The organism is Pseudomonas sp. LS44 (genome assembly GCF_024730785.1).
Classification (GTDB): Bacteria; Pseudomonadota; Gammaproteobacteria; order Pseudomonadales; family Pseudomonadaceae; genus Aquipseudomonas.
The window spans coordinates 2,865,135-2,890,496 of the sequence record NZ_CP102830.1; the positions used below are offsets into that span (position 1 = coordinate 2,865,135).

Annotated in this window: 15 protein-coding genes; 9 read left to right on the top strand and 6 right to left on the bottom strand. The window is 62.6% G+C overall.

Going from position 1 to position 25,362, the window contains the following annotated elements; translation table 11 throughout:
• Positions 1-128 precede the first annotated feature (128 nt).
• Positions 129-2,162 carry an NADPH-dependent 2,4-dienoyl-CoA reductase gene (locus NVV93_RS12715; protein ID WP_258251012.1) on the bottom strand — a complete coding sequence of 678 codons (2,034 nt, stop codon included), beginning with the start codon at positions 2,160-2,162 and terminating at the stop codon, positions 129-131.
• 363 nt (positions 2,163-2,525) lie between these two features.
• On the opposite strand from NVV93_RS12715, the gene NVV93_RS12720 reads away from it, so the two are divergent.
• Entirely contained in the window at positions 2,526-3,656 is a 1,131-nt protein-coding gene (locus NVV93_RS12720) for a carbon-nitrogen hydrolase family protein (protein ID WP_258251013.1), read from the top strand.
• A gap of 3 nt (positions 3,657-3,659) precedes the next feature.
• Positions 3,660-4,697 carry an AraC family transcriptional regulator gene (locus NVV93_RS12725; RefSeq protein WP_258251014.1) on the top strand — a complete coding sequence of 346 codons (1,038 nt, stop codon included), beginning with the start codon at positions 3,660-3,662 and terminating at the stop codon, positions 4,695-4,697.
• Between the two features lie 299 nt (positions 4,698-4,996).
• On the opposite strand, the gene NVV93_RS12730 is transcribed toward NVV93_RS12725, so the two are convergent.
• Together NVV93_RS12730 and NVV93_RS12735 are read right to left on the bottom strand one after the other, a co-directional pair.
• Complete coding sequence (locus NVV93_RS12730) at positions 4,997-6,655, bottom strand: cation acetate symporter (RefSeq protein ID WP_258251015.1); 1,659 nt, start codon at positions 6,653-6,655, stop codon at positions 4,997-4,999.
• Positions 6,652-6,963, bottom strand: a complete 312-nt coding sequence (locus NVV93_RS12735) for a DUF485 domain-containing protein (RefSeq protein WP_258251016.1) — start codon at positions 6,961-6,963, stop codon at positions 6,652-6,654. The genes NVV93_RS12730 and NVV93_RS12735 overlap by 4 nt, the downstream gene beginning before the upstream one ends.
• A gap of 239 nt (positions 6,964-7,202) precedes the next feature.
• Between NVV93_RS12735 and NVV93_RS12740 the strand changes: the two genes are divergently transcribed.
• Together NVV93_RS12740 and NVV93_RS12745 are read left to right on the top strand one after the other, a co-directional pair.
• Positions 7,203-7,427 carry a DUF2061 domain-containing protein gene (locus NVV93_RS12740; RefSeq protein ID WP_258251017.1) on the top strand — a complete coding sequence of 75 codons (225 nt, stop codon included), beginning with the start codon at positions 7,203-7,205 and terminating at the stop codon, positions 7,425-7,427.
• A 106-nt stretch (positions 7,428-7,533) separates the two neighbouring features.
• Entirely contained in the window at positions 7,534-9,087 is a 1,554-nt protein-coding gene (locus NVV93_RS12745; RefSeq protein WP_258251018.1) for a beta (1-6) glucans synthase, read from the top strand.
• A 97-nt stretch (positions 9,088-9,184) separates the two neighbouring features.
• Here the strand turns inward: NVV93_RS12745 and NVV93_RS12750 are convergent, their stop codons facing one another.
• The gene (locus NVV93_RS12750) at positions 9,185-17,245 is read right to left on the bottom strand and encodes a retention module-containing protein (RefSeq protein WP_375162885.1); all 8,061 of its coding nucleotides are present in this window, start codon (positions 17,243-17,245) and stop codon (positions 9,185-9,187) included.
• Positions 17,246-17,702: 457 nt separating this feature from the next.
• Between NVV93_RS12750 and NVV93_RS12760 the strand changes: the two genes are divergently transcribed.
• From NVV93_RS12760 to NVV93_RS12770, 3 genes are all read left to right on the top strand, one after another.
• Entirely contained in the window at positions 17,703-19,058 is a 1,356-nt protein-coding gene (locus NVV93_RS12760; RefSeq protein ID WP_258251021.1) for a TolC family outer membrane protein, read from the top strand.
• A 95-nt stretch (positions 19,059-19,153) separates the two neighbouring features.
• Positions 19,154-21,301, top strand: coding sequence for a type I secretion system permease/ATPase (locus NVV93_RS12765; RefSeq protein ID WP_375162886.1), 2,148 nt, complete (start codon positions 19,154-19,156; stop codon positions 21,299-21,301).
• A 9-nt stretch (positions 21,302-21,310) separates the two neighbouring features.
• Entirely contained in the window at positions 21,311-22,663 is a 1,353-nt protein-coding gene (locus tag NVV93_RS12770; protein ID WP_258251023.1) for an HlyD family type I secretion periplasmic adaptor subunit, read from the top strand.
• A gap of 144 nt (positions 22,664-22,807) precedes the next feature.
• Here NVV93_RS12770 and NVV93_RS12775 read toward each other — a convergent pair whose 3' ends face one another.
• Positions 22,808-23,407, bottom strand: a complete 600-nt coding sequence (locus tag NVV93_RS12775; protein ID WP_258251024.1) for a tRNA-uridine aminocarboxypropyltransferase — start codon at positions 23,405-23,407, stop codon at positions 22,808-22,810.
• Positions 23,408-23,470: 63 nt separating this feature from the next.
• On the opposite strand from NVV93_RS12775, the gene NVV93_RS12780 reads away from it, so the two are divergent.
• Positions 23,471-23,890, top strand: a complete 420-nt coding sequence (locus tag NVV93_RS12780) for an SRPBCC family protein (RefSeq protein WP_258251025.1) — start codon at positions 23,471-23,473, stop codon at positions 23,888-23,890.
• The gene (locus tag NVV93_RS12785; RefSeq protein WP_258251026.1) at positions 23,887-24,552 is read left to right on the top strand and encodes a glutathione S-transferase; all 666 of its coding nucleotides are present in this window, start codon (positions 23,887-23,889) and stop codon (positions 24,550-24,552) included. The genes NVV93_RS12780 and NVV93_RS12785 overlap by 4 nt, the downstream gene beginning before the upstream one ends.
• Positions 24,553-24,563: 11 nt before the next feature.
• On the opposite strand, the gene NVV93_RS12790 is transcribed toward NVV93_RS12785, so the two are convergent.
• The gene (locus NVV93_RS12790) at positions 24,564-24,818 is read right to left on the bottom strand and encodes a hypothetical protein (RefSeq protein ID WP_258251027.1); all 255 of its coding nucleotides are present in this window, start codon (positions 24,816-24,818) and stop codon (positions 24,564-24,566) included.
• Between the last annotated feature and the right edge of the window lie 544 nt (positions 24,819-25,362).

The following is a 25,362-nucleotide window of genomic DNA, read 5'->3' on the forward strand; positions in this document are numbered from 1 at the left end:
AAACGTAGCGAGCGAAGGCTAGACAAGGCGAAATCAGGCGAAAAAGCGCAGTTTACAAGTGGTAAATGAGCATTTTGAGCCTGATTTCAACGCGGTATAGCCGAGCGCAGTAGTTTTTCAACGACCTGTTAGAGTTCGGCGGCCAGGCGCGAGCCTTGGTTGATCGCCCGTTTGGCATCCAGCTCGGCGGCCACATCGGCGCCGCCAATCAAATGTACGCTCTGTCCAGCGGCGACCAGGCCATCGTGCAACTCACGCAGCGGGTCCTGGCCAGCGCAGATGATCACCGTATCAACCGGCAATACCTGCGGTTCACCTTCGCCGATGCGGATGTGCAGGCCCGCGTCGTCGACTTTCAGGTACTCGACCGAATTGAGCATCTGCACATTCTTGCTCTTCAACCCCGCGCGGTGAATCCAGCCGGTGGTCTTGCCCAGACCGTCGCCGACCTTAGACTTCTTGCGCTGCAGCAGGAACACCTGGCGCGCCGGGGCATGCGGCTCAGCCTGGATGCCCGCAATGCCGCCGCGTGCTTCCAGGGCGCCGTCGATGCCCCACTCCTTCCAGAACGCTTCGCGGTTCAGGCTGGTGGCTTCGCCTTTGTGGGTGATGAATTCGGACACATCGAAGCCGATACCGCCGGCGCCGATCACCGCGACGCTCTGACCGACCGGTTTGCGCTCGAGAATGGCGTCCAGATAGCTGATCACTTTCGGATTATCGACACCGGGAATTGCCGGGGTGCGCGGGGCGATACCGGTGGCCAGGATGATTTCGTCGAAACCGGCTTTGGCCAGTTCATCGACGCCGACGCGGGTGTTCAACTGCACGCTCACGCCGCTGGCTTCCAGCTTGCGCTTGAAGTAGCGCAAGGTCTCGAAGAACTCTTCCTTGCCCGGCACGCGTTTGGCGACATTGAACTGGCCGCCGATTTCGCTGGCCGAATCGAACAGCGTCACCTGATGGCCTCGCTCGGCGGCCACGGTGGCGGCGGACAGTCCGGCCGGGCCGGCGCCGACCACCGCGACTTTCTTCACCTGAACGGTGGGAATGTAGTTGAGCTCGGTTTCGTGGCAGGCCCGTGGGTTGACCAGGCAGCTGGTCAGCTTGCCGCCGAAGGTGTGATCCAGGCAGGCCTGGTTGCAGCCGATGCAGGTGTTGATTTCGTCGGCACGGCCTTGCGCGGCCTTGTTGACGAAGTCCGGGTCGGCGAGGAACGGTCGAGCCATCGACACCATGTCGGCGTCGCCCTCGGCGAGCACTTGCTCGGCGATTTCCGGAGTATTGATGCGGTTGGTGGTGATCAGCGGAATGCCGACCTCGCCACGCAGCTTGGCGGTGACCTTGGTGAACGCCGCGCGCGGCACCTTGGTGGCGATGGTCGGGACCCGCGCTTCGTGCCAGCCGATCCCGGTATTGATGATGGTCGCGCCGGCCTGTTCGATGGCTTTGGCGAGCAGGACGATTTCGTCCCAGGTGCTGCCACCTTCGATCAGATCGAGCATCGACAGGCGATAGATGATAATGAAGTTCGGCCCTACCGCTTCACGCACGCGACGGACGATTTCCACCGGCAGGCGCATGCGATTCTCGTAGTTGCCACCCCAGCGATCGGTGCGCTGGTTGGTGTGCGCAGCGAGGAACTGGTTAATGAAGTAGCCTTCCGAGCCCATGATTTCGACGCCGTCGTACTCGGCTTGCTGGGCCAGCGCGGAGCAAGTGACGAAATCCTGGATCTGCTTCTCGATACCGTCTTCATCCAGCTCAAGTGGCTTGAACGGGTTAATCGGCGCTTGAATGGCCGACGGCGCTACCGATTTGGGGTTGTAGGCATAGCGCCCAGCGTGGAGGATCTGCATGCAAATCTTGCCGTCCGCTGCGTGCACCGCGCGGGTGACGATCTTGTGTTTTTCCGCCTCTTCCGGGGTGCTCAGCTTGGCCGCGCCGGCATACACGCCGCCCTCGGCGTTCGGGCCGATCCCGCCGGTTACCATCAAGCCAACGCCACCGCGGGCGCGCTCGGCGAAGTACGCCGCCATGCGCTCGAAGCCATTGGGCTTCTCTTCCAGGCCGGTGTGCATGGAGCCCATCAGGGTGCGGTTTTTCAGGGTAGTGAAACCGAGGTCGAGCGGGGCCAACAGATGCGGATAGCGAGCAGTCATCAGAAACTCCACAACATAGCGTTGAATCACGGAATGCCGTTGCCTCGACGTACGGGCAACGGTCGGTATGGAATAGACGATAAAGAGCGCCAGCCCCTCGCTCAATGATCCAAACTGACAAGTTACTGATCGAAATGAGCAGCGCCGCTTGGCAAGCCTGCCTCGCCGCCCTACCCTTAGAACCTGCTTACGATCTGCTGCGCGTCGGTCAAACTGCGTTGAAAACGACTTCGGACTGCTCATTTACTACTCGTAAACTCCGCTTCCTCAGCCGTCTTCGCGGGGCCGCCTAGGCCTTGTTCGACTCTAGCTCGCGAGATCGTAAATCAGGTTCTTAGCCGTGACCTCGACGATGCCCGCCTCATGCCCAAACTGCTCACTTCACTGACTCTGACTGTACTGCTCGCGTTGCTCGGCAGCTACGCCGTGTGGACCGAAATGCGCCCGGCCAGCCGCTACCTGTCCGACCTGCGTAGCGAGGTCGCCGTCAACCTGGGCGAGCCCGGCGAGCGCGGCAATTTGCTCGGCATTCAGCCCGAGCTATACGCCAGCGATTACCAGAGCCCCGCGCAGCTGCGCCTGAAGCTCGCCGCCTACCTCGCCAAGGCGCACAGCGCAGGGCTGCTCAACGCCAAAACGGTGGTGGTGCTGCCTGAACACATCGGCACCTGGCTGGTTGCCAGCGGCGAAAAAGACCGGATCTACCAAGCGCAAACGGTCAGCGAGGCGATGACCTGGATGGGCCTGAGCAATCCCCTGCGCCTTGGACTCGCCTGGTTTGCCGCCAAGGGTGAGGATCGCCTGGCCGATGCGTTGTTGCGCATGAAGGCCAAGCGCATGGCCAAGGACTACCAGGACTTGTTCGGCGGCCTGGCCAAGGAGTTCGGCGTGACCCTGGTGGCCGGCTCGATTGTGCTGCCCGAGCCGGCGGTGCAGAACGGTGTGCTGCGGGTCGGCAAAGGCGCGCTGTACAACGTCAGCCTGGTATTCGGTGCCGATGGCGCGCCGCTCGGCCAGCCGCAGCGCAAGGTCTTTCCGATTCGTGACGAGCAGAGCTTCACGGCCGCCGCGCCAGTGTCCGCACTGCACGTCGTGGACACCCCGGCCGGGCGCCTCGGCGTATTGATCTGCGCCGACAGCTGGTACCCGGCCGGCTATGCCGAACTGTCCCGACAAGGCGCGCAACTGCTGGCGGTGCCGGCCTTCCTTACCGGCAACGGCAATTGGAGCAAACCCTGGGGCGGCTATAACGGCGCGCCGACACCGGCGGATGTGCAGCTGCAACCCGGCGACTTGAGCGAAGGCGAAGCCTGGCAGCGTCTAGCCCTGGCTGGACGCTTGCCGGCCAGCGGCGCGCAGGCAGGCATCACGGTGTTCATGCGCGGCCAGTTGTGGGACATGGGCAGCGATGGCCAGAGCCTGGTCGCCACGGCGCAGCAGCACCAGATGGCCGGCGACGGGCCTGGCGCGCGCCTGATCAATCTCTGGTTGTAAGCCATGAAACCTGGCCGCGTGCGTCTGGGTGATCTGACTGTCGGCTTCGTCGACAGCCTGGCCGATGCCGTGCGTAGCCATGCCCAGGACCCACTGCCGCTACTCGACCAATACGGCCTGGACATCGCCCGCCTGGCCGAGCCGCGCGCACGTTTGTCCATTCCGCGCTACATGCGCCTGGGGCATGCGGCGATTCAGCTGACCGGCGACCCGGCGCTGGGCTTACGCATGGGCCAGGTTGGCGGTTTGAACCGCATCGGCCTGACCGGCGTAACTGCTGCGCAAGCGCCAACGGTGCGCGAAGCCGCGCGCACCCTGATCCGCTTCGAACCGTTGTATGCGCAAAATTACCGTGGCCACTCGAGCCTGATCGAAGATGCCGGCGGCGCCTGGCTGCGCTTCTATTCGATCAGCCCGTACAACGGCTACAACCGTTTCGTGGTCGACAGCGTCTTGGCCAGCTGGGCCTGCCAGCTCAGCCAACTGTGCGGCGGACAGTTGAGCGTCGAACGGGTGATGATCGAGTTTCCACCGCCCAGTTACGCCGAGCGCTACACCGAGCTGTTCGGTTGCCCGGTGGAATTCACCGCGACCGACAACCAGCTCCGCCTCAACCAGGCCAACCTTGCCTTGCGCAACCCGACGCACTGCCCGAGCACCTGGCGGCACTTGTTGGAAATTTGCGAACGTGAACTGGAGCAACTGACGCGAACCCGCAGCCTGCGCGAGCGCATCGTGCATCTGCTCGGCCCGCTGCTGCTCGGTCGCGAGCCGGACCTCGAGGAAGTCGCTGCGCGCCTGCAAATGCCGGTCTGGACGCTGCGCCGCAAACTGGCCGAGGAAGGCACGCAGTTTCGCGCGATCCTCAATGACACCCGCCGGGACTTGGCGATGGCCTATATCCGCGATACCGAGCTGACCTTCGGCGAGATCGCCTACCTGCTCGGCTTCGCCTCGGCGGAAGCCTTTCAGCGCGCCTTCAAACGCTGGAGCGGCAACACTCCGGGAGAATTCCGGCGCGCCCAGCGCCAGGCCGGCTGATCACATTTCCGTGGCGTCTTCAGCCGGTTCGGCGGGGTCCTGTTCACCGGCGTGGTAGTCGAGCAATTCTTCTTGGTATTCGTCCATCTTGGTTCTCCAGCCAGCAAATTCATTAAAACAATGACCATAAAAGCAATGACCATGCCCGACAGGGTAAAGATCCGAGATGAACGAAAAATTAATCCATAACAATCAATGCTGATCGGCCCACAAGGCCGACGCTGCGACTCCATCGCGCACAAAAAAGGGCAGCCCGAGGGCTGCCCTTTTCTACTTGCTCAGTTGCTGAGCGATACGCCTTAGTGCGCGACTGCGCCAGTGGCGCCCAAGCCGGTTTGCGAGCGGATGAACTGCGAGAAGAAGCGTGAACGCTCTTCGCTAGCAGCCTTGGAGGTGTCGGTGATCGAGAAGAACCAGATGCCGACGAAGGCCACGGCAATCGAGAACAGCGCCGGGTACTCATACGGGAAGATGGCTTTCTCGTGGCCGAGGATCTGCACCCAGATGGTTGGGCCAAGGATCATCAGCGCCACGGCGGTGATCAGGCCGAGCCAACCGCCGATCATCGCCCCGCGGGTGGTGAGCTTCTTCCAGTACATGGAGAGGATCAGCACCGGGAAGTTGCAGCTTGCTGCAATGGAGAAGGCCAGGCCGACCATGAAGGCGATGTTCTGCTTCTCGAACAGGATGCCCAGACCGATGGCCAGCACACCGAGCACCACGGTGGTGATTTTCGAGACGCGCAGCTCATCTTTTTCGTTGGCGTTGCCTTCCTTGATCACGCTGGCGTACAGGTCGTGCGACACCGCCGAGGCGCCAGACAAGGTCAAGCCGGCAACCACGGCGAGAATGGTGGCGAACGCCACGGCCGAGATGAAGCCGAGGAACAGACTGCCGCCCACTGCATCGGCCAGGTGCACCGCCGCCATGTTGTTGCCGCCCAGCAGGGCGCCAGCAGCATCCTTGAACGCCGGGTTGGTGCTGACCAACAGGATCGCGCCGAAGCCGATGATGAAGGTCAGGATATAGAAGTAGCCGATGAAGCCAGTCGCCCAGAACACGCTCTTACGCGCTTCCTTGGCATCGCTGACGGTGAAGAAGCGCATCAGGATATGCGGCAGGCCGGCGGTACCGAACATCAGTGCCAAGCCCAGCGACATCGCCGAAATTGGATCTTTCACCAAGCCGCCAGGGCTCATGATCGCTTCGCCTTTCGGATGCACCTTGATGGCTTCGCTGAACAGCGTGGCGATATCGAAGTTGACGTACTTGAGCACCATGATCGCCATGAAGGAGGCGCCGGAGAGCAGCAGCACGGCTTTGATGATCTGCACCCAGGTGGTCGCCAGCATGCCGCCAAACAGCACGTACATGACCATCAGGATGCCCACCAGCACTACCGCCACGTGATAGTCGAGGCCGAACAGCAGCTCGATCAGCTTGCCGGCACCCACCATCTGCGCGATCAGGTAGAAGGCCACCACGACCAGCGAACCGCTGGCGGACAACACGCGGATCTGCTTCTGGCCGAGACGATAGGACGCCACGTCGGCAAAGGTGTATTTGCCCAGGTTGCGCAGCCGTTCGGCGATCAGGAACAGAATGATCGGCCAGCCGACCAGGAAGCCGATCGAGTAGATCAGACCGTCATAGCCGGAGGCGAACACCAGGGCGGAAATCCCCAGGAAGGACGCCGCCGACATGTAGTCACCGGCGATCGCCAGACCGTTCTGGAAGCCGGTGATGCTACCGCCCGCGGTGTAGAAGTCGGAGGCCGACTTGCTGCGCTTGGACGCCCAGTAGGTGATGTACAGGGTGAAGCCGACGAAAGCGACGAACATGACGATGGCCGAGACGTTGAGCGGCTGACGCTGCACCTCGCCTTCGATTGCGCCGGCGGCCCACAGAGCCGGGGCGATGACCATCAGCCCGAGGGCGGTGAGAATGCGCGCGATCATTGGTGCGCCTCCTTGAGAATGGCCTTGTTCATCTCGTCGAACTCGCCGTTGGCGCGGCGCACGTAGATGCCGGTGAGCACAAACGCGGAGAGAATCAAGCCGACTCCGATGGGGATACCCCACGTGGTCGGTGAGTCGTCGCTGATACGGGCGCCCAGTACCTGCGGAGCGAAAGCAATGAGAAAGATGAAGGCCACATACAGGGCCAACATGATGGCTGAGAGTATCCAAGCGAATCGCTCGCGCTTGGCTACCATCTCGTGGAATCGCGGATTTTGATCGATCCGCTTATAAAGGCTGTCGTTCATATTGTTGTTGTCCTCCGCAGCACGGGTTGCTGGTGAGTCAACTTTAAGTGGCTGGGGGCTGCACGACAGACGACCTTAGTCTTACTCGCGACCTTAGTCGTAGCAGCCGCCTTAGCCATACTTTCTCTATCAGATTAGTCTTCGCTATAGAAGCAATGCATAACAGCGATTTCCGCATCCGGTCGCCAGCGCCTACTGTCACTCCAACGGCGAATAATTCTCAATCTGGAGCGGCGATCATGATCAAGACCATCACCTTCACCCTGATGCACTTCTGCATTGCCTTCAGCGTGACCTACGCGCTGACCGGCAGCATCGCGGTTGGCGGGCTGGTGGCCACGATCGAGCCACTGTGCAATTCGGTCGGTTTCTACTTCCACGAGAAGTTCTGGAAACGCCTGGAGAAGCAGTCGGCGTCGCAGTCGGAGATTCCCAAACATGCCTGGCTGCATCATCACGCCTGAGCAACGTAGGATCGGTATTCTCGAGTTCGTAAACACCGCTAATACGCTCCGCAGTAGTCTACGAATCCGCTAAGATGCGCGGCTTTGCCACCAGCCGCGCAGCCCTATGACCGCCCAAACTCGCTTCCCGGTTCTGCCCTATCTGATCGTCAGCCTATTCGCCCTCCTTGCCCTCGCGGGCTTGTGGTACGGACTCGGCAAACCGGTGGTTCTGCCGGATGCGGCGACGCCCACGCACAAGCTGCAATGCGCGTCCTACACGCCGTTCGATAAAGATCAGTCGCCGTTCGACCAGCCTTTCACCCTGCGCCCGGAGCGCATGGATGCCGACCTGGCCCTGCTCGCCACACGCTTCCACTGCATCCGCACCTACTCGATGACCGGCCTGGAAGCCATTCCCGAGTTGGCTCGCAAGCACGGCTTGAAGCTGATGCTCGGCGCCTGGATCAACGCCAATCCGCTCGACAACCAGAAGGAAATCAGCGCCCTGATCAAGGCCGCCAATGCCTATCCGGACGTCGTCGAATCGGTGATCGTCGGCAACGAAACCCTGCTGCGCAAGGAAGTGACCGGCGCGCAATTGATCAAGCTGATCGGCGAAGTGAAAAGCCAGGTCAAGCAACCGGTGACCTACGCCGACGTCTGGGAGTTCTGGCTCAGCTACCCGGAAGTGGCGCCGGCGGTGGACTTCCTGACCATTCACCTACTGCCCTATTGGGAAGACGAGCCGACCGGCATCGACGCCGCCTTGGCGCATGTCGGCGAGATCCGCCGGGTGTTTGGCAACAAGTTCGCGCCTAAGGACATCCTGATCGGTGAAACCGGCTGGCCGAGCGAAGGTCGCCAGCGTGAAACCGCCGTACCTAGCCGCGTCAACGAAGCCCGTTTCATTCGTGGCTTTGTCGCCATGGCCGAGGAAAACGGCTGGCGCTACAACCTCATCGAAGCCTTCGACCAGCCCTGGAAGCGCGAAAGCGAAGGCGCTATGGGTGGTTACTGGGGACTGTTCGATGCCGACCGCCAAGACAAGGGCGTGCTCGCCGGGCCGGTGACCAATCTGCCGTTCTGGCCGCAATGGCTGGGCCTCGGCGTGCTGATTTTCGCCGCCACCCTGCTGCTCGCCGGCCGTCCGGCTTCGACCCGCGCGGCCATGCTATTGCCGCTCCTTGCCGCGCTGGGCGCCGCTTGCATCGGCGGGTGGGGCGAGATGGCCCGCGTCACCAGCCGCTACGCCGGCGAATGGCTGTGGGCGGCGCTGCTGGTCGGTCTCAACCTGATCGTGTTGGCCCACGCGGCCTTGGCCTTGAGCGCTCGCCACCGCTGGCGCGCAAAAGCGTTCGCCTGGCTCGACGCGCGCGGCGGCTGGTGGCTGGCCGCGAGCGGGTTTGCCGCAGCGGTGATGAGCCTCGCCCTGGTATTCGACCCGCGCTATCGCTGCTTCCCGAGCGCCGCTCTGCTGCTGCCGGCGCTGGTCTATCTGTGCCGCCCGGTGGCCGGGCCTCGCCGCGAAATCGCCCTACTCACCCTGTTCGTCGGGGCCTGCATCGCGCCGCAGTTATTCCAGGAAACCCTGCTCAACACCCAGGCAATCGGCTGGGCGCTAGTCAGCATCCTGATGACCGCCACGCTCTGGCGCAGCCTGCGGGTGCGCCACGGCTGAGCGCCCGATGTCCGCGAGCGAATTTATTCGCGAACAGGAATAGCCCTGCGCTACCCCTATCGCGAATAAATTCGCTCCTACCTACGCCTGCACAGCCTCAGACGGTATCGACCTTCAACGAACCATCGCCGAGCATGCCGCTGATCACGCCAGCCGCATCCGGCGCCGCGTAGGCCGCCTGCAGATTCACTCCGCTGAGGACGATGCTCTGTCCGCCACCGCCCGCGGCGCTGCCGTTAGCATCCACGCTGATAGTGGTATCGGTGCCGAAGGCGAACGTCAGGAACTGACCGAGACTGGTCGCATCGTTGCTCGCCCCGACCAGCAGGTCGGACAAATCGAGATGATCGATGCCCTTGAGGAAGTCGGTGACCGTATCGGTACCGATATCGCCGCCCAGCCACTTGAAGGTATCGGCTCCGCCGCCGCCGGTGAGCGTGTCGTTACCCAGACCGCCGATCAGCGTGTCGTCGCCGAGTAGGCCACTGAGGCTGTTGTTTCCGCCGTCACCGGTCAGCGTGTCGTTGAAGTTTGAACCAAGCAGGTTCTCGATCTCCGACAGCGTATCGATGCCGGCGCCCAGAGTGTCCTGCGCACCGGCATTACTCAGATCCACCGTCACGCCGCTGCTGGCATCCAGATAACCCGCGGTATCCGTACTGGAGCCGCCGATCAGGATGTCATTGCCGCTACCGCCGATTAGCAGATCGGCGCCGCTACCACCGATGAGCGTGTCGTCGCCATCGTTGCCGATCAGAATGTCATTGCCACTTTTACCGTCGAGCGTATGGCCGCCGGCCAAGCTATCGATAAGGATGTTATTGCCGCTGCTGCCCTCCAGCTCGCTGCTGACGTCCTGCCTCAACGTCACCGTCGCGCTGGCGGTCAGGCTGCCATCGGAGACCGTGTAGCCAAACGAGCCGCCATTCGGATTGCTTCCGCCTCCCGTATCGACCACCGTCACCACGCCGGGAGTGGCCAAGCTGACCGAGCTCAGGCCGCTACCGCTATCGACACTGGCGATGTGCAACAGGCTGTCCGGATCGCTGTCGTTGTGCAGCAACGCCCAGTGCGGGATGACGATGTTTACGCCATTGCCGGCATTGCTGTAGACCGAGTCAGCGAGCGCCGACGGCGCATCGTTGACCGCGGTGACATTGATCAGCGCGGAATCCATATGAGTCAGCGCGCCACCGCCAATGTTGCCGTTGTCGTTGATCATCAACACCAGCGCGACCGCTGCCGACGGGGTATTGAGGTTGGCGGTGTAGGTCAGCGAACCGCCGCCGCTACCGAGTAGCGCATTGATCTGCGCCAAGGTGCCGGTGAAGGTCAGCACACTGCTGTTGTTACCACTGATGGAAACTCCGGTGTTGCCGGCTACCGCCTTTAGCAGGCCCTGGGTGACGCTCAGGGTCGCGGTCATGCTGCCGCTGCCGCCGTCGCTCGGATCGCCGACCGACAAACCGGTGTTCTTCAGCACCAACGCCACCTTCTCGGTCGCGGTGTAGCTAGTCGGCGTGATGGTCGCCACCGGCGCATCGTTCACCGGCGTGACGTTGAAGGTGATGGTGTTGGCGCTCGGGTCCAGATTCACCCCGCCGTTGGCGGTACCGCCATTGTCCTGCACCTGGAAGCTGAACGTGGCATAGCCGGTGCCATTGCCGTTGGCCGCCGGACTGAAGACCAGCTTGCCGGCAACGATATCCGCCGCACTGACGAGGGTTCCGGCAGCGATAGCACCGCCGTCCAGGGTCAGGCTGCCGGCAGTCGGCAGCGTGGTGATCTTGACCGCCTGCAAGGTATTGCCGTCGTTGTCGCTGAAGCCAAAGTCGGTCGTGCCAAGCACTTTGCTGGCATCTTCCAGCAGGCTGAGGATCGCGTTGGTGCCCGTCGGCGCCGTGTTGATGTTGAGCACGGTGACCTGCAGGGTCGCCGGACTGGTGTCGCCGTCGTTATCGACCAGCGTGTAGGCAAACGTCTCGGTGGTATCGGCACTGACGCCGGCCACCGGCGAGACATAACTCCACGCCCCGGTTGCGAAGTTGAAGGACAACTTGCCGCCGGCCGCGGTGGCGATGTTGCTCAGCTGGCTGCCGGCAATATTCGCGCCGCTGCTTGGGTCGATGGTGTTTACCCCGTCCCACACGTAGGTCACGTTATTGATGACGATCGACTGGATATGCCCGCCGTCGGCGCCAAATACGTCATCGTCGCCACCGCCCACCACACCGTTGTTGCCAAGCCGCACATTGCCCTGCAGACCGCTGCCGCCGACCTGTTCTAGCAATGTATGGACCAGGCTGTTGAAGTCGCCGACCAAAATCGGCGCGCCGCTGCCATCCACGTCCACATCAGCCAGACGCTCGATTTTGATGTTGTCTCCAACGCCAATGGTGGTGACATTGATGCCGTTGTCATCGATGAAGGTATTCCATTGAGTGGCGGTGGTGTCCTCCAGCGAATGACCGTTGCTGCCGGTCTGCTCGTTGGGATTGCCGTCGCTAATGAAGAACACCTGATTGCTCGCCCCAGGCACTGGCGCGTAGACGAGCATGGTCTCCTGGATGCCGGCAGTAAAATTGGTGTTGTCGTCGAACGGCCGGTGGCTGCTGATCCACGTGACCAACGCGTTGAAGTCGTTGAGCGTGCTCACCCCGTCGTAGGATGTCGCGGTCTCGGAAAACGCCACGATCTTGATGCTCACATCGCCACTTGTGCCGGCGAACAAGGCCTGCCCGGCGGCACGCACCGCATTCATCATCGTCGTGAATTCGCCGCCACCGATGCTGCCGCTGGAGTCGAGCACGAACACCACGTTGAAGTCCCTGCCGCTGCTCTCCACCACCGAAGCACTGTCGTTTTTCGCCAGCGGCGCATCGTCGACGATGCGGATATCCAGGCTGCCCGTGGCGCTGGAGCCATCGCTGTCAGTGGCCAGCACGCTGAACTGCTTGTCGATTCCGCTGCTGTTGACCAGTGCGTTGTCGTTCAGTGTGTAGCTGTAGCTGAAGGTCTTGGTCGACGCGTCATAAGCGGTGATCTTCAGGGTGCCTTGCGCATCGCTGATGGTCCGCGGGATGAAGGTGCTGCCGTTGAAGACGCTCAGACCATTGACCGTGACGCTGCTCAAGCCGTCTGGCGCGGTCACGCTGAAGCTGCCGGTCTGGAGCAGGGCTGACGGGTTCGGACTACTGCCATCGCTGAGGTTGGCCTCGTATACCACCTCCTCGCCGCCCCCGACGCTCAGGCCGTTCAAGGTCACCGGGTCGTTCTGACCGGTGATGGTGATGGTCAACTTGGCGGTGGAAATATCGCCATCCTTGTCCTGCATGGTGTACTGCAGGTCCCGGCTGATCGTCGTGCCGCTCCCCAAAGCAAGGACATCCGGGTCGCTGCTGTCGAGCACATAGCGGTAATCGCCGGTGGTTGGATCGAGAGTCAGCGTGCCATAGCGGGCCAGCTCGGTAAGCGCGGCGCTATTGGCCGAGGTGTCCCAGCGCACGAACTGTTTGCCGCCATCCGCGCCAGGGATGTCATTGAGCAGCACGTTGCCTTCGGCGACGCTCAGCCCGCCGGCCACCAGTCCGCTCGGGACATCGTTGACGGCGGTTGGCGCATCATCCTTGAAGCTCAGCAGCGGGCCGAGGTCGATATTGGCTGAAGCCGAGTCGCCATCGTTATCGACCACGGTGCCAGTCAGCGTGACGAGGGAAGCCGCCAGGCTCTTGGCTTCATCCGGATCGGTAGACGGATGCATGATGGCACGTTGCTGGTCGAGCGCGACCACACCCGAGGTGCTGTTCACGCTGACCCGGAAGACCAATTCATCGCTGCCTTCGGTGCGCCCTTCGACGACGGTGCCGGCGACATTGCGGGTCAGCACCACCGCCTGGCCCGTGGCGGTGTCGACCAGGCCACTGTCGACTCCGGAGCTCTGAATGTTCAGGGCATAAGTCAGTGATTGCTGGCCATCGGCGCCCGGCTGTGCGGTGAAAAAGCCGCTGAAGTTTTGCGAGGCATCGATGTCCAGACGAGTCTCATCGACCTGCAGGCGACCGCCCCAGGTCACGCTAACGCTGACATCGTTGTAGTCCCAGTCAGCACCTTGCGTCTGGTCTTCCCAGTTCTGGTTGCCGTCGGCGGCGGTGTCCTGCAGATGCGCGCCGCCAGGATTGAGACTGGCGTCGCTGAACAGCACATTGGCGCCATCCGCACCGGTCAACGACGTGTTGCCCAGGACGGCCTCCCACTTTCCATTGCTCAACTGGAAGGTGATGTCGGCACCATTGCTCAGGCCGGCATTGGCACCTCCATTGGGAATGATGAAGAAGCCCACCTGCGCCGGATTCAGCCCGTTCAGGCTGGCGGTGTCATCGGCAGACTGATTATGCACGTTGGCCCAGAGCACCTTGCCGCTGATCGGTGTACCGTCCACACCCTTGATGTAGTAGCCGTAGCTGTTGCCGTAACCGGCATTGGTGCCGGTGAAGGTGACAAAGGAATCCTCACCGACCGTACTGGCCTGAATGGTCGGGACGTCGTCATCAATGACCACCCGCAGCGTGGCATTGGCGGTATCGCCATCCTTGTCGGTGACTTGGTAGCCGATCGCCAGGGTGAAGTCGTTTTCGTTGTCACCCGCCGCATGCATGATCGGTTTCACCAGGGTGACCGTGTAGGCACCACTGGCGAGATCGGTGATCTGTACGCGGAGTACTTCGCCACGCGCGGTAGACAGGCTCAAAGTGCGGCTCGTGGCATCCCAGCTGGAGGCCGTGACCGCTTCGCTGCCGAGCATAGTCGGCCCGCTGAGCACCACCGACTGCACGCCGTCGGCGCCGCCGTGATAGGCAAGATTGCCGGTAATGCTGGTCGCCACACCCGGCGCATCGCCCTGCCCGGCACTCGGAATGCCGCCCAACAGTCCTTCGTCGTCGAGAGCAACCGCGGCGGACACATCGTTGGCATGCGGCACGTCGTCGACGATGCTGACCACCAGGCTGCCGCTCGCCGTGTTGCCGTTGGCGTCGGTAACCGTGTAGGTGAATTGCTCCTTGCCCAACTCAGTCTGGGCACCATTGTTGGTGGCCGGGTCAGTGTCATACGGTTTGGTCAGGGTGTAGGTGTAATCGCCGTTGCTGTCGATCGTCAGGTTGCCGTAGAGGCCCTGGCCGTTGCCATCGACGGCGAAGCTGTAAGTGCCGACCCCGTTGGCGGCGGTCAAGGTGCCTCTGGCGACCTCATCGCCGGTAGCCGCAGCGCTGCCGATCCCGTCCAGCCCCGCCTCGCGCACGTCGGTGTCAGCACCGCTGCCCAGCTCGGTGGTGACGGTGATGTTCGCCACGTTGATGTCCAGGGTGGTGGTGCTCAGATCACCGTCGCCATCGACGATGGTGTAGGTGAACGTATCCGTCGCTCCCGGCGGCGTCACGCTGTCGGCGGTGCTCTGGTAGCTGTAGCTGCCGTCGGCATTGAGGATCAAGGTGCCCCAGGCGCCCACCACCCCAACACCGCCCAAACCGCCGCTGACCGGCGTCGCGGTGTCGCTGCCGGCCTTGACGCCGACCACCTCATTCGCCCCGGGACCGTCGGCGCCAAAGCTGTCGGCCACCGAGCCAGTACCGACCCCGGTGACCACGTTGCCCTCGACCTCGCCACCCTCGATCACCGTCGCGGTATCGGCTCGCGCCGTCGGTACGTCGTCGACGATGCTGACCACCAGGCTGCCAGTCGCCGTATTGCCGTTGGCGTCGGTGACCGTGTAGTCGAAGCTTTCCGTGGTCTGGATGTTGTCGGCGTTGTTGCCGGCTGGCAGGTTCACTGGCGAGGTCAGGGTGTAGGTGTAATCGCCGTTGCTGTCGATCGTCAGGCTGCCGTAGAGGCCCTGGCCGGTGCCATCGACGGCAAAGCTGTAATTGCCGACCCCGCCGCCGGCGGTCAAGGTGCCAATCGCAATCTCATCGGTGCCGGCCTCATCGCTGCCGATCCCGTCCAGCCCCGCCTCGCGCACGCTGGTGTCAGCGCCGCTGCCTAGCGCGGTGGTGACAGTGATGTTCGCCACGTCGATGGTCAGCGTGGTGGTGCTCAGATCACCGTCGCCATCGACGATGGTGTAGGTGAACGTATCCGTCGCCCCTGGCGGCGTCACGCTGTCGGCGCTGCTCTGGTAGCTGTAGCTGCCGTCGGCATTGAGGATCAATGTGCCCCAAGCGCCCACCACCCCAACACCGCCCAAACCGCCGCTGACCGGCGTCGCGGTGTTGTCGCCGGCCTTGACGCCGACCACCGCACTCGTCCCGGCGCCGTCGGCGCCAAAGCTGTCGGCCACCGAGCCAGTACCGACCCCGGTGACCACGTTGCCCTCGACCTCGCCACCCTCGATCACCGTCGCGGTATCGGCTCGCGCCGTCGGTACGTCGTCGACGATGTCGATATCGATCGTGCCGCTCGCCGTATTGCCGTTGGCGTCGGTGACCGTGTAGGTGAATTGCTCCTTGCCCGACTCAGTCACGGCACCATCGTTGGTGGCCGGATTAGTGTCATACGGCGTGGTCAGGGTGTAGGTGTAATTGCCGCTGCTGTCGATCGTCAGGCTGCCGTAGGTGCCCTGGCCGTTGCCATTGACGGCGAAGCTGTAAGTGCCGACCCCGCCACCGGCGGTCAAGGTGCCACTGGCGATCTCGTCGTTGGTAGCCGCATCGCTACCGATTCCATTCAGCCCCGCCTCATGCACGTCAGTGTCGGAATCACTGCCCAGGTCGGTGGTGACGGTGATATTCGCCAGGTCGATGGTCAGCGTCGTGGTACTGAGATCTCCATCGGCATCGACGATGGTGTAGGTGAAAACATCGGTAACGCTGTCGCTTTCGCTCACCGCATCGGGAGTGCTCTTATAGCTGTAACTGCCGTCGGCGTTGAGGGTCAGCGTGCCGTAGCTGCCGGCGATATCCGTGCCCACTTGTCCGCTGACCGGCGTGCTGATATCTGCGCCGGCCCGAACGCCCACTATCGAGCTGCTGCCGGTGCCGTCCGCGCCGAAACTGTCCGCCTGCGAGCCACTACCTAGCCCGCTCACCACGTTGCCGGTAACCGTAGCGCCCTCGCCTACTGTCGCGACGTCAGCCCGAGCCGTGGGTGCGTCGTCGATAATTTCGATACTGATCGCGGCCGGCAAGGAGCTGCCGCTGCCGTCGGAAACCACCAAGGTGAACACCTCGGTTTCCGCGCCTGCGTCATCCGTGGTTGGACTGGTCAACTCGTAGGTATACGTCGCTTCCCCGGTCGCCACGTTATAGCTGCTGACCGTGAGAGTGCCGTGCTCGCCGGCTATGGTGGCGCCGGCCAGGTTGGCCAGGGGAATAACCACTCCGTTGATTGTCACGGAAACCAGATCGCCCAGGCCATCGCTGTCGAACAGGATAAAACTCCCGCCGGCGAACTCGCGGCTGGAGGCGGCATCCGAACCATCCGGATTCAGCCCGGCTTCCAACACCAGCGCCGTGTCGCTTTCGCTCAGCGGCGCGTTATAGCGGACCTCGATCTGCGGAATGTTGTTGATCGGTGGCTCTAGCTGAGGTTCTGGCTGAGGTTCTGGCTGAGGCTCCGGTTCGACTGCGAGCGCCGCCTGGAGGGCCGGGAGTCCGTCGACCTCGCCTTCGGGAAAACGTGGGCCAGTGCTCAAGCCGGCGGTGGGAAAGCCGATCTGCGGGTCGACCTGTCCGCCGACCGCATTGAGCAGCACGAAGGAATGTCCCCCTCCTACGCCCCCTCCTGCGCCACCCGCGCCGCCGCCAGGGCCAGCTGCGGTGGCCTCAGCTTCAAGTGTTGGGTCGACACCGGCTTCGATGGCTGCCTGGAGTTTTTCGACGTCGGTAAGGTCTTGTTCGCTGGGCGCGGCGACTGGTTCCGGAACCTGACCCGTGGCGTCTTGCGGGCCGGCGAGCATCTGCTGGGTGAGCTCCAGCGTGCTTTCGCGTCCGAGGGTCAGCTGTTGGCCATTGGACAAAGCGATATCGATGGCGCCACTCGCGCCCGTTACCAGCTGTTCGCCGATATGAACCCGATCACCCTCGGCCAACAAGCGCCGCGCTCCATCATTCGCAACCGCGTACACCTCGCCGATAACTTGTCTGACGACACCGATCGTAGTAGCCATGATTTCTTCCCTCTACTGCCGTAGCGCAGCTCTTAGCCAAGGTCGTAACGCCCTCTGGGACAGCTGCTGGAACGAGAAAGAAACCCCTGGAAACGCATCAGCGCACTTCAAAAACTGCAACGCGACAAAAAAATGTCACTCTCCGTGCAAACCGACTAGCCACCCTGCTTTCTCTCCGCCAGAACGTCCTAAAACGGTGTCCGCCTACTTAAAGAAGTGGTGCAGCGCCCGAGAACAGGCTCCCTGCCGACTTCACAGCGGAAAGAATGTGCCGGATATCACAGATGGCATAAGACTTATTTCTCATAACGCTTGTGAAGATTTTTTCTTAGCGTCTTCCCGAAAATGTTCTTAGCTGTGTTGTTACAAACGTTGAACATTGCCAATACATAAAAAGTCAATTAATTGGCGCCGGAAGTAGGTTTATCAAACGGACTTAACAACGGAGTAAGCACCTATGCGCGTCATGACCCCTATTTTCAGCGGCATGCTGATCACGATGGCCTGCGCCCACACCCAAGCGATGACCCTCTCAGAAGCCATTCAAAGCACCGTTGATTACCACCCCGAGATCCAGGCCAACATCAGCAGCCGGCTGTCTTCCGACGAGGAAGTCAAAGTCGCCAAGGGCGGTTACCTGCCCGTGGTCGATGCGCTGGGAGGCTACGGCCGCGAACGCTCGGACAATCCCACCACCCGCTCGCTCGGCGACCATCACAAGGAAACCCTGACCTACTCGGCCGCTGAGCTGCGCCTGCGGCAGATGCTCTTCGATGGTTTCAACACGCCCAACGAAGTGGCGCGGACCAAGGCAGTGAGCAATTCGCGGGCTTATTACCTGCAAGGCACTGCGGAAAGCCTGGCTCTGCGGACAGTCGAGGTTTATCTGGAAGTGCTCAAGCGCCGCGAGATGGTGACGCTGGCGAAAAACAATCTGCAGACCCATACCCGCATCGGCGACCAGATCGGCCTGCGCAAGGATCGCGGTGTCGGCAGCACGGCGGACCTGGATCAGTCCGAAGCGCGCCTGGCCCTGGCGAAAAACAATCTGTACACCGAACAGGTCAACCTGGCCGACGCGGAAGCCAACTTCTACAGCGCCGTCGGCCGCATGCCCGACGAGCTGGTCGCCCCCACCACAGTGAAGGGCGAAATACCGGAGAACCAGCTGGCGGCCCGGCAGATGATGATGGACAACAACCCGCTGCTGAAATCCGCGCAAGCCGATGTGAACGCCGCGGAGAAGCAATATGAAGTGGCCAAGTCGCCGTTCTACCCGCGTTTCGATGCCGAACTGGCGACCCATGCCGACGACAGCGTCGCCGGCGACGAAGGCCACGACACCGGCTGGCGCGCCGGCCTGGTGATGAATTACAACCTGTTCAACGGCATGCGCGACAAAGCCCGGCTGCAATCCTCCTCGTACCAGATCAACCAGGCGATGGACATCCGCAACAACGCTCTGCGCCAGCTCAACGAGAACGTCATGCTGGCCTGGAATGCCATGGAAAACGCCCGCCAGCAAACCCCCACGGCCCGGGAGTACGCCGACTACACCGCCCGTGTACGCGAGGCGTATCAACAGCAATTCGGCCTCGGCCAACGCACCCTGCTCGACGTGCTGGACAGCGAGAACGAATTGTTCACCGCCAATCGTCGCTACGTCGAAGTGCGCTACACCGAAGAGTTCTCCATGTACCGGCTCCTCGCGGCCACCGGCGAACTGCTGCGCAAGCAAGGCACCGTGCTGCCGGCCGAAGCCACCGCACTGTCGGCCGTCAAGAGCGAAGCCCATCTACCAGACCTGAAGTAGGCCCGCCTGCAGGGGCTGGGCGCGCTTCATCGCCCGGCCAAAACTCGTCGGGAACGGCGAGTCGGGGGACCTAGGAGTAGTCAAACGTGACGACCATGGAATTGGCCAGTTCGAATGACCCGCGGCTGAGCCACGACGACCCGTTGCTCGATGGCTTGCTGATTCTCTGCAAGCTGCACGGTTGCGTGGTCAGCCGCAGCAGCCTGAGCGCCGGCCTGCCGCTCCCCAAACAACGCCTCAGCGCCGACCTGCTGCCGCGCGCCGCGGCGCGTGCCGGCTTGCAGGGACGCATGCTGCGCCGCGAGTTGCAGGCGATTTCTCCACTCAATCTGCCGGTGCTGCTGCTCCTCAAGAATGGCCGCAGCGCCGTGCTGCGCCAGTGGGCGGACCAGGACCGCGCGTTGATCCTGCCCTGCGAAGCCGACGGCGGCGAGCAGTGGGTAAGCCGCGAACAACTGGCCGCCGAATACAGCGGCCAAGCGCTGTTCGCCCGCCCGCGGCATGAGCTGGAAGACCTGCGCAACCCGCTACTGCCGAGGGTCGAGGCCTGGTTCCGCGACACCTTGAAGCTATCGCGCTGGCTGTATGCCGACTCCATCCTGGCCAGCCTGCTGATCAACCTGCTCGGCCTGATGGTGCCGTTGTTCGTCATGCAGACCTACGACCGCGTGGTACCCAACCAGGCCACTGCGACGCTCTGGGTGTTGGCCATCGGCCTGTTGCTCGGCACCCTGTTCGAGCTGTTGCTGCGGGTATTGCGCGCCCATCTGCTGGATGTGGCCGGCAAGAAGACCGACGTGGTGCTGTCCGCCACACTGTTCGAGCGGATCACCGGCATGGCCCTGAAAGCACGGCCGGCCAGCGTCGGCGGCTTCGCGCAGAGCATCCATGACTTTCAGGGCCTGCGCGAATTCCTCACCGCCGTGACCCTGACCAGCATCATCGACCTGCCCTTCGCCCTGCTGATGCTGCTGGTCATCGGCCTGCTGGGTGGCTGGTTGGTGGTGATCCCGCTGCTGGCCTTTCCGCTGACCATTCTGTTCGCGGCGATCATCCAGACCCGCCTGCGCGACACAGTGGAGAAAAGCCTGGCGCTCGGCGGTGAACGTCAGGCGCTGTTGATCGAAACCCTCGGCGGCCTGGAAACCCTGAAAGCCTGCGGCGCCGAAAGCGAGCGTCAGCATCAGTGGGAAGCCACCCACGGCGCGCTCACCCGCCTGGACACCCATGCGCGCTTTCTCTCCGCGCTGGCCACCAACGGCACGCTGTTCATTCAGCAGCTGGCAGGCATGGCGACCATCGTCGCCGGCGTCTACAGCATCATCGCCGGCAACCTCAGCGTCGGCGCCCTGGTCGCCACCTACATGCTCGGCAGCCGGGTGCTCGCCCCGCTCGGCCAGATCGCCGGACTGATCACCCGCTACCAGCAGGCGCAGCTGACCATGCGCAGCACCGATGCGCTGATGGCCCTGCCGCAAGAACGCCAGGCCAAACAGCGGCCACTGGAACGCACCGTGTTGCATGGCGACTTGGCCATCAGTCAGGCGACTTTCCGCTATCCGGGTCAGGACAGCCCGGCGCTGGCCAATATAAACCTGCACGTTCGCGCCGGTGAGCGGATCGGCATCATCGGCCGCAGCGGCTCCGGCAAAAGCACCCTGGGGCGCTTGCTGATGGGTTTCTACAGCCCGGATGAAGGCCAAGTGCTGCTCGACGGCCTGGATCTGCGGCAGATCGATGTGGCCGATCTGCGCCAGCAGATCGGCTATGTCACCCACGACATGCCCCTGCTATCCGGCAGCTTGCGCGACAACTTGACCCTCGGCGCCCGCTACGTCAGCGATGCGCGCATGCTCGAAGTCGCCGAAATCACCGGCGTCAGCGAACTCGCCCGGCAGCACCCGCAAGGCTTCGAACGCCCGGTCGGCGAGCGTGGCCAACTGCTGTCCGGCGGCCAGCGCCAGGCGGTATTGCTGGCCCGTGCGCTGCTGCTCGACCCGCCGATTCTGCTACTCGACGAACCCACCAGCGCGATGGACAACAGCAGCGAAGAAATCCTCCGCACCCGCCTGCACAGCTGGGTGCAGGGCAAAACGGTGCTGCTGATCACCCATCGCTCGTCGATGCTCGGCCTGGTCGATCGCCTGCTGGTGCTCGACAACACCCATCTGGTGGCCGACGGACCGAAGCTGGCGGTGATGGAAGCGCTGCGCAAAGGCCATGTCGGCCCGACCGCCGTTTAGGAGCGAAGGATGATCGAAGCCATTGGCGGTTACTTCGGCAGCATTCGCCAGCGCCGGCAGGACACCGAATTCATGCCGGAAGTCGAAAGCGCGATCCTCGAGGATTCGCCGTGGCTGGCGCGGATCACCGTGTGGGCCGCCGCCGCGCTGCTGCTGGTGGCGCTGGTCTGGGCCAAGTTCGCGGTGCTCGAGGAAATCACCAGCGGCGAAGGCAAAGCCATTCCGTCGAGCAAGGTACAGGTGATTCAGAACCTGGAAGGCGGCATCGTCACCGACATCTTCGTGCGCGAAGGCCAGGTCGTGGAAAAAGGCGACAAGCTGCTGCGCCTGGACGACACCCGCTACCAATCCAACAAAGGTGAAAGCGAGGCCGATCGCCTGGCGCTGGTCGCCCGCGTCGAACGTCTGGCCGCCGAAGCCGAAGGCCGGCCCATGGCACTGTCCGAGGAAATCACCCGCAGCGCACCGCAGCTCGCCGAAGACGAGCTGGCGCTCTACACCTCTCGCCAGAAACGCCTGAGCAGCGAACAGCGCACCCTCAGTGAACAACTGCGGCAAAAAAACCAGGAACTCGCCGAATTCCGCTCCAAACAGCAGCAATATCGCTCGAGCCTCGGCCTCCTCCAGCAGGAGCTGAACATGTCCAGCCCGCTAGTCGGCACCGGGGCCATTTCCGAGGTAGAAATCCTCCGCCTGCGGCGCAGCGCCGTGGAGGTACGCGGCTCGCTGGACGCCACGACGCTGGCGATTCCCCGAGCCGAAGCAGCGATCAACGAGATCAAGAGCCGCATCGAGGAGTCCGAACTGGGCTTTCGCTCGGACGCCTCCAAAGAACTCAACGAAATGCGCACCGAACTGAAGAAGATCACCTCCACTGGCGTCGCCATTCAGGACCGGGTCAGCCGCAGCACGGTGGTGTCGCCGGTCAAGGGCATCGTCAAGCAGCTGAAGGTCAATACGATTGGCGGCGTGGTGCAGCCCGGCAGCGACATGCTGGAAATCGTTCCGCTGGAGGACAGTCTGCTGATCGAAGCGCGGGTCCGTCCGCAAGACGTGGCGTTTTTGCACCCGGGACAGAGCGCCACCGTGAAGTTCACCGCCTATGACTACACCATCTACGGCGGCCTCAAGGCCCGCCTCGAACTGATCGGCGCCGACACCGTCACCGACGACAAGGGCAACAGCTTCTATTTGATCCAGGTGCGCACGGACAAAAGCCACCTGGGTACCGACGAGCATCCGTTGCTGATCATCCCCGGCATGGTCGCCAACGTCGGCATCATCACCGGCGAGAAAAGCGTGCTGGACTATCTGCTCAAACCAATTCTCAAAGCCCGCTCGGAAGCGATGCGCGAGCGTTGATGTCGATGTCGTCCCGAAATCGGCCGATGGGTATCGCTGCGCTCGGACTGCCCGCCCCAACCTACGGGTCTTGCGTAGGTTGGGTTGGGCGCAGCGATACCCAAAAAATGTCTGTCCTACTGACCCGGTCGTCTCTTCGCCAGCCTACTGATCCGCATGATTACGCCGAAACGTCTCCTCGCCCATTGCCGAGATCTGCCCGTCGATCAACGCCTCGAACGGTCGCAGCAACTGCGAGAAATCCCGTGGTGCCTCGATAATCTGCAGCGCCGCGACGATCGCCTCCAGCGTCGACAAGGCGCCCGCCATGGGCGCCTTGCGCAGGCGATAGCGTGAACTCAAGCCTTCCGGCAGGCTCGCCCGCGGCAGCTCGGCCAATAGTGGATTGCAGTGCAGCAACTTGCGCGCCTTGCGCCACGTGCCGTCAGGAACCACCAACAGCAACGGTTCGACCTCGGCGGCAACCCACTCGGTGAGTGCCACGGCCCGTTCACCGGGGAACAACAGGCACGGCCGATAGCCAGGCTGCGCTAGGAGCGCCGGCAGATCCTCGAACACTTCGCCGACCAGCAGCTGCGCGTTGGGCAACCCCAGGGCCGCCAGCCGCGCGGTGTTCAGCGCATGATTGGCCTCGCTCGGATGCTGCAGGATCAATAGCCGCGTACGACTGTCGACTTGCGTAATCAACGCGCACAGGCAATGGTTGAGCGGGCGGTTACAGCGTGGGCATTGGGGGCGTGACATACGACTTCTCCTGACCCGTCAGTGTGCCACAAGCCCTCTTCCCCCGACCCGACGAGCACCCGCATGAGCCAGCCACTGCCATCGCAAACCCTCAGCGTGCATATCCAGCGCGAGCTGGACACGGTCTACCGCTTCCTTGCGCAACCGGCGAACTTCCCGCTCTGGGCGTCGGGGCTGGGCGATGGCCTGCAATCCATCGACGGTGAGTGGTTCGCCGACACCGCCAATGGCCGGGTACGCATCCGTTTCAGCGAAGCCAACGCCTTCGGCGTGCTCGATCACTACGTCTATCCGGCGCCGGGCATTGAAATCTATGTGCCGCTGCGGGTGCTCGCCAACGGTGATGGCTGCGACGTGGTCTTTACTTTGTTCCGCCAGCCGGACATGGACGATGCCAGTTTCGCCGCCGATGCGGACTGGGTCATGCGCGATCTGGATGCGATGAAGCAACTGCTCGAAACCCCTGACCAGGAGCCGCGATGATCACTGTCCACCACCTCAACAACTCCCGCTCGCAGCGCGTGCTCTGGCTGTTGGAAGAACTGGAGCTGCCCTACCAGATTCAGTATTACCAGCGTGATCCAAAGACCATGCTCGCCCCACCGGAGCTGCGCGCCGTGCATCCGCTGGGCAAATCGCCGGTGCTCAGCGATGGCGAACTGGTACTGGCGGAATCGGGAGCGATCATCGAGTACCTGGTGGAGCGCTACGGCAATGGCCGTCTGCAGCCGGCCGACGCCGGTGAGCGCCTGCTGTACCGCTACTGGCTGCACTATGCCGAGGGCTCGGCGATGCCGCCGCTGTTGCTCAAGCTGGTGTTCGACCGGATCGAACGCGGGCCCATGCCGTTCTTCATCCGGCCGATCGCCAAGGCCATCGCCAGCAAGGCGAAGAGCAGTTTCATCCAGCCGCAGATCAACCAACACCTCACCTATCTGAAGGGCGCACTGGCCAGCAGCGGTTGGTTTGCCGGCCATGCATTCAGCGCCGCCGATATCCAGATGAGTTTTCCGCTGGAAGCGGCACAGGCCCGGGGCGGCCTGGACAACCGTTACCCACAGCTGACCGGGTTCCTCCAGCGCATCCACGACCGTCCGGCCTATCAGCGCGCGCTGATCAAGGGTGGGCCTTTTGAGCTCGGCTGAAGGAGCCGGTATTAGTCATCGAAGCCTTGCGGCCGCACCATCAACCCCGGCATGGCTTGAGTCGTCGAGCGCACCGCACGCAGGGCCTGGCTGGCGGCCAGATTGGCGACTGCCCAGCAGCGCACAGCGGGGTCTGCCGACTGGGCGAGATGCTCGATGATGTAGGGCGGAACGATGCAATGGAGCGGATTGCGCGAGCACATGGATCGGGCTTCGCAGTGGCCGGAGATAGTGAAGGTGTAAGCCACACCTACCGAAAAACCCACTCGATGCGCCGCGCACCGAGATAGATGGGGGTGAACTCCCCGACAGCGAAAACCATATGCCAGCAGCGAAGCACCAATTGATATCAATGCGCCGCAAAAATCTATCCAAACCCTTCTAAAACAGCCACTTGCCCTGCATTTAAGAACAATTCCGATCTAGACTAATATTTGACACTTTCAGCAACAATCTTCCAGCCACTGAGGATTCGGACGCTTGTTTGCAAGCGTTGTGATGCACAGGAGAGGGTGCTGCGCCGTATCCAGGGCCATCACCACGGCAGAGATCATTCCTGGGCAGAGAGCAAGTCGCCCGCAGTTAAGAGCATCGACCTACCGGCTTTTTCCACACTCCCTTCACGCACCCTCACAGCGACCACCTGGCCACTCTCGTCAATGCATGGCCGCCTGCGGCACGAAAGCGAGCCTGAGAAGAATTCGGCCGTGACCGTCAGCCCGCCAGCCGAATGCCCGGCGTGAAACCGCCGCTGGCCGTTCATCGCCCAGCCAGACGCGACGTTGAGCCAGCGACGAGCACGCTATCTGC

Bases quoted from the DNA above. Each gene is read 5' to 3' on its own strand.
- NVV93_RS12740 (WP_258251017.1), top strand. From the start codon at position 7,203: ATGATCAAGACCATCACCTTCACCCTGATGCACTTCTGCATTGCCTTC.
- NVV93_RS12715 (WP_258251012.1), bottom strand. From the start codon at position 2,162: ATGACTGCTCGCTATCCGCATCTGTTGGCCCCGCTCGACCTCGGTTTC.
- NVV93_RS12745 (WP_258251018.1), top strand. From the start codon at position 7,534: ATGACCGCCCAAACTCGCTTCCCGGTTCTGCCCTATCTGATCGTCAGC.
- NVV93_RS12765 (WP_375162886.1), top strand. From the start codon at position 19,154: ATGGAATTGGCCAGTTCGAATGACCCGCGGCTGAGCCACGACGACCCG.
- NVV93_RS12735 (WP_258251016.1), bottom strand. From the start codon at position 6,963: ATGAACGACAGCCTTTATAAGCGGATCGATCAAAATCCGCGATTCCAC.
- NVV93_RS12750 (WP_375162885.1), bottom strand. From the start codon at position 17,245: ATGGCTACTACGATCGGTGTCGTCAGACAAGTTATCGGCGAGGTGTAC.
- NVV93_RS12780 (WP_258251025.1), top strand. From the start codon at position 23,471: ATGAGCCAGCCACTGCCATCGCAAACCCTCAGCGTGCATATCCAGCGC.
- NVV93_RS12775 (WP_258251024.1), bottom strand. From the start codon at position 23,407: ATGTCACGCCCCCAATGCCCACGCTGTAACCGCCCGCTCAACCATTGC.
- NVV93_RS12720 (WP_258251013.1), top strand. From the start codon at position 2,526: ATGCCCAAACTGCTCACTTCACTGACTCTGACTGTACTGCTCGCGTTG.
- NVV93_RS12770 (WP_258251023.1), top strand. From the start codon at position 21,311: ATGATCGAAGCCATTGGCGGTTACTTCGGCAGCATTCGCCAGCGCCGG.
- NVV93_RS12730 (WP_258251015.1), bottom strand. From the start codon at position 6,655: ATGATCGCGCGCATTCTCACCGCCCTCGGGCTGATGGTCATCGCCCCG.
- NVV93_RS12725 (WP_258251014.1), top strand. From the start codon at position 3,660: ATGAAACCTGGCCGCGTGCGTCTGGGTGATCTGACTGTCGGCTTCGTC.
- NVV93_RS12785 (WP_258251026.1), top strand. From the start codon at position 23,887: ATGATCACTGTCCACCACCTCAACAACTCCCGCTCGCAGCGCGTGCTC.
- NVV93_RS12760 (WP_258251021.1), top strand. From the start codon at position 17,703: ATGCGCGTCATGACCCCTATTTTCAGCGGCATGCTGATCACGATGGCC.